The sequence below is a fragment of the Allobosea sp. 05T422_2 genome (assembly GCF_056396265.1).
This window is the reverse complement of record NZ_JBFTLD010000390.1, coordinates 1-4,344: the sequence shown is the minus strand read 5'-3', so window position 1 is coordinate 4,344 and position 4,344 is coordinate 1. Positions and strand designations below refer to the sequence as shown.

The window sequence follows — 4,344 nt, the reverse complement described above, 5'->3', positions numbered from 1 at the left end:
GATCAGGACGGCGCGATCCTTTTCGTTGAAATTGCGCTTGGCGAGTTCCGCATCGAGATTGGCGAAGAAATCGGGGCGCAGCTTGAGAAACTGCGACCGGCTCGCGGTGGCCTCTACGTCAAGGCCGGCGCGCGCATAGATTAGTGCAGCCACGAAATGATAGAGCGAGAAGCTGGCGAGGTCCGCCCGCCGGATCAGTGAGAGCGCCATCTGGTCATCATTCAGCATATAGGCAGCGAGCGCCTGCATCCCGACATAGTAGCTCGATCGGACCGGATTTCTTGCAACCGCTTCATCGAGCAGATCAAAGCCGCGCTTCCACTGACCTGCCTGCGCCAGGCGGCTGCCATATTCCCCGAGCAGTTCCATGTCGTTCGGGTTGAGGGCCAGCGCCCGCTCCCCGATCCGCAGTGCCTCGGCCKGCTCCTGGTTGAAGAACAGCATCGTCATCAGAGCCTGTTGAGCCCGCACATTCTCCGGATCGAGCTCGACCGCACGCAGTGCTGCGCTGCGGGCTCTGGAGCTCGCATCGGGCGGTCCTGGCCGACGATTCAGCCGGAAGCGGTCCTCATCGAGATAGAGATAGGACAGCATGGCCCAGCCCGTCGAATAGCTGGGGTAGCGTGCAGTCGTCTGTTCCAGGCATTGCCGCGTCGCGATGTGCTCGTCCGGACCCAGGCTTTGCCTGTACCGGTAGAACCGGAGCATGCACTGATAGGCGTCGAAGCTCTCTGGCCTGCCGTCCTCCGCCTTCACCTGCGAGGTATCGAACACGATGCCATAGGGTTGTGCGACGGCCGTGGCGACCTTGGCGGCGATATCGGATTGGACACCCAGGATGTCGCTGACGCGCAAGTCCGCATCATACACCCGGGACCAGAGGATCGCCGCCGTGGCGCCATCAAGCAGGCGGCTGGAGACCCGGAGCTTTCCGTCAGAGGTGCGTATGCTGCCTTCAAGGACGAACTCCCTGCCCGGCCTGCCTCCGGCCTCCGGCGCGGGGAGTGCGGACGTCGTCTTGCCCGGCGACTCCCGCACATAGACCGACAATTCCTTGAACCTCGCCAGCTGGACGAGCACCTCTTCGGTGATGCCCGCAGCGAGCAGCCCGGCCTCGGAGCCAGGAGAGAGATTGGCGAAGGGCGCCACGACAAGGGCCGGACGGACCGGGCCGTCCGCCCGACCGCTGCGCCAGACCTGCCCCGTCCCGACGCCGCCGACGACGACCAGCGCCATGGCGCCGATCAGCGCCCAGGCCCAGGGTGTCCGCGGCTTCGGCCGGGCCGAGGCGGCTATGGCCGTGTGCTGCGGCCTCTGCCTGTGCACGGTCGATGAATCGAGCGACCGCCATGAGAAATGCGGAACGTAGCCGCCCTTCGGAATTTCGATGAGCACGCGATCGGCCTGCCCCGCGACAAAGTAATAGCGCTCCATCGMGCGCCTGAGACGCCCGGCTTCGATGCGCACGACGGGATCATTCTGAATATCGAAATGTGAATCGCGGCCCAGGACCTGGGTCGCTATCGAATAGGCCTTGATACGCTCGGCCCGGCCCGCAAGTGTTTCATTGGTAACATAACTTAAAAACCGCCTGATCCGGTCGGATACCTTGAACTCCGGACTTGCCAGGATCAGTTCAAGTTGTTCCATAATATCTCTGGATGATGGGCCGCTCCCGTCAGAACTCAGAAAGGCCCTGCCAGAATTTCTCCGCTGCATGGACTTGGCCTCCCCCGACCAACATCTCCACGTACAGGTGCGAAATCCGTAAGAGTTTTAAGAAGCGCGCCGGAAGCTTACGCCTGCCCGACGCATTCGGCCACCATTTTTATGGGGATCTCGTGCGGCTGCTATGGCCTGCGCGAGCCATTGGCCGCGAGCTGCGCATGGCGGGCGCGAGGGACGACGATCGATCGGTGGGCGAGCTGCCGGATCAGTGTCCGGCGAAGACCAGTGTTTGAATGGGCAAGACCAGCGCCTGGATCCTCAGGAGCATGGCATGGACAAGCCCGACCGCATCCACCGCATGAAGGAGGACCTTTTTGACGGATCCAGTTTCTTTGGACTCGATGCGATCGTGATTGCTGGAATAGGCGTTGGCGATGCAGCTGCTGCCTGGCGTCACGCCATCGAGCCCATCGGGATAGAGCGGCTCGAGAAATGTCAGGATCGTGCCGGGCCGGGCGATCTGCTGAACATCGATCAACTGCTCGCCGCCGCGAAACTGCCCGGCTGCGATGAAGTCCTGCACCCCGGTCACCACCATCGGAATGACGACCCAGGGCTTCGAGATGCAGGTGGCTTCGGCTACCATGCCGACCTTCATGACCTGCGCCTCGATCTGGGAGAAACCGGCCTGCAAGGAGGAGCGCCCGGCCTCTTCGGGGATCAGGACGCCGCCGGGGCGCAGAAGCGGATTGACGATGTCGCCGACACGAAGCGCAAATTGTTCGACACGCCCGGACACTCCGGCTCTGATCACGGTCTTCTCGAGATCGACCTGGGCCTGGGCCAGGGCCGCCTGAGCACTTTCCCTCTCCGCCGGCAGCAGGGTCGAGATCCGCGTTTGCGCCGTGTCTCGCGCCGCGGTTGCCGAGTTCACAGCGGCTTCCTTCCCGGCGACGAGGACTTGCAGCCGCTCGATCTCGCGCTGCGCGACGACATCCGCGTTCCGTCGCATCAATTCCTGCTTGGTCCGCAACTCGTCCTGCGCCTGCTGGAGGTCACTCCGCGCCTCCTGGATCTTGGATTCGTTCGAGGCGAGCTCGGACCGGGCGACAGCGAGCGCAGCGTCGGCCTCGATAATCTTGCGGCGGGCGGTTTCGGCCGCCGCTTCCTGCCGGCTGCTATCCAGTCTGAAGATCGGCGCGCCTTTTTCGATCCTGCCGCTGAGCCCGACATAGACCTCGGCGACCCGCCCATTGATCTCGGGCACGATCGGCACCGCCCTGAAGAACAGGGTCGCGTTCGTAGTCGAGGGATGATTGTAGAAGATCACCGTGATCAACCCGATGGTCAGCATCGCGCAGGCCGTGATGCCCCAGCGCAATTCGAACCAGACCGAATAGAGCGTGATCTCCTTGCCAATGCGCCGGCCCTGATAATAGCGGCGAAACAGATAGTCCGGCAGGATMGTCAGAAGCGAGCAGAACATGAGCTCAAGCATGGGTCGGCTCCTTCTTGCGCCCATGCTGCTCCGCCCCGTGATCTGTAGGCATCTCCTGGGAATCGGACGGGTCTGGTGGCTCGGTTGTTGCTCCCCCGCCGCGGCGGGGCGTCGAACCCGCAATGCGCTCGAGAGCGTGAGCCATGCGACCAAAGAGACCGGAGAAGTCGGGCAGGTCGATCAGCGCCAGCAGGAGCCCGGCCACCCAGAACAGGTGGATGTGCGTGAACAGAGCCAGAAGCCCAAGGACCGCGACAATCTCGAACTGGAGCTTCTGCGACTTATGCGCCATCCGCTCCGGCAATGTGTGCAGCCGGAAGAAGATGACGCCAACCGTCAGGATCGCGACGAGGAGCAGCACCGCCATCGCGACCATGAGATAGTCAGTCTCTCCCGGCGCCGTGATGAAGGGCGGCAAATGGCCCGGGGCAGCAGGATGAATGTTCGGCGACGACATGGCTTCCGCATCCAACCCTTTGAAATTATCACGACGGTATCCGTGTCAGGCGGGAAATGCCAGCCCGCGCCTACTCACTTGAGTGTCACCTGGAACGCCTCGGTAAAGACGATCTCGATCATGTCGCCGCGCTTCAGCTTCTGGAGATCGGCAGCGAGGACGGGATCCGCGACCGGCAGCGACCGCCGGCCATCCGGCCCGTCGATCGTGGCAATCTTCTTGGCAGGATCGAAGCCGTTGAATTTCGCCGTCACGGTCGCGGTGCGGGTCACAAACCGTGAGGGCAGATTCTGGAAAACCGCATCCGACTTGCCTTCGGAGTAACGGATGCCGGGTTTGAGTCCCTTCTTGCCCCTGGTGACGGCCGCGATCGCCCCGTCGATCCGCTTGATTTCGAGGTTGTCTCCAACCTTGACCCTGGAGAGATCACCGAAAACCTCCGGCACCTCGACAAGCCAACGGTGGCCTCGCTGCTGCACGATTATGGTGTGATTGGCCCGGTCGACTGCCGCAAMCTTGACATTGAGCTCATCGATGGCCGCCGGGCCGACACCCGCGACAATGACCGTCTGCGCTCTGGCCGGCTGGCTGTCGGACCAGGACGCCACGCCGGCAAGCAGGGCGAAAGCAAGCGACCAGTGCTTCAATGTCGACATGTTGTGGCCTCCGGGTTGGCCCGCCTGGATCCCTCGTCGTTCGCCTCTGCGACCGCGGGGGGAAG

The 4,344-nt window shown here is 63.0% G+C and carries 4 protein-coding genes; all 4 read right to left on the bottom strand.

Annotated features, from left to right (window positions below; translation table 11 throughout):
• Nucleotides 1-1,650, bottom strand: a 1,650-nt coding sequence (locus AC1DJT_RS34715) for an adenylate cyclase (RefSeq protein ID WP_476835865.1), incomplete at its 3' end; no start/stop codon positions are given.
• A 283-nt stretch (nucleotides 1,651-1,933) separates the two neighbouring features.
• Nucleotides 1,934-3,166: an HlyD family secretion protein gene (locus AC1DJT_RS34710; protein WP_441508979.1), complete on the bottom strand. Its 1,233-nt coding sequence runs from the start codon at nucleotides 3,164-3,166 to the stop codon at nucleotides 1,934-1,936.
• A complete protein-coding gene (locus AC1DJT_RS34705; RefSeq protein ID WP_441508980.1) occupies nucleotides 3,159-3,623 on the bottom strand; it encodes a hypothetical protein in 465 nt (154 codons plus the stop codon). Before AC1DJT_RS34705 ends, AC1DJT_RS34710 begins: the two co-directional genes overlap by 8 nt.
• A 74-nt stretch (nucleotides 3,624-3,697) precedes the next feature.
• On the bottom strand, nucleotides 3,698-4,279 hold the full coding sequence (locus tag AC1DJT_RS34700) for a hypothetical protein (protein WP_476835864.1): 582 nt from the start codon (nucleotides 4,277-4,279) through the stop codon (nucleotides 3,698-3,700).
• Nucleotides 4,280-4,344 lie beyond the last annotated feature (65 nt).